At 60.0% G+C, this 255-nt stretch carries 1 protein-coding gene; it reads left to right on the top strand.

The window, feature by feature from the left end; translation table 11 throughout:
- A partial coding sequence (locus EAE89_RS23310; RefSeq protein ID WP_214086702.1) for a hypothetical protein occupies positions 1–255 on the top strand: 255 nt, incomplete at both ends.

Here is a 255-nt window from a genome sequence, read left to right as displayed (position 1 = left end):
CGTCGCCGGCGGCGCACTGGCGGGCAATATTGGCGAACTGCATAATATCGCCACCCAGGGGGAACGCATCACCACGGAGACCGGCAGCCAGACCCGCTGGTACGTCAAAAAGAAAAAACGGAACAAGTTTGGCATTGGCGGCACCAAAACCTCGCAGGGAAAAGACACCACCGGTTATACACCGGACCCGGTGACCGAAACGATTGACCTGAACACGCTGGCCTGGCAGGACCATACCCGTCCACCGGGGACCGA

This window comes from Photorhabdus heterorhabditis (assembly GCF_018448905.1).
GTDB lineage: Bacteria > Pseudomonadota > Gammaproteobacteria > Enterobacterales > Enterobacteriaceae > Photorhabdus > Photorhabdus heterorhabditis.
The sequence above is the reverse complement of the archived record's forward strand: the minus strand, read 5'-3'. Positions and strand labels throughout refer to the sequence as shown.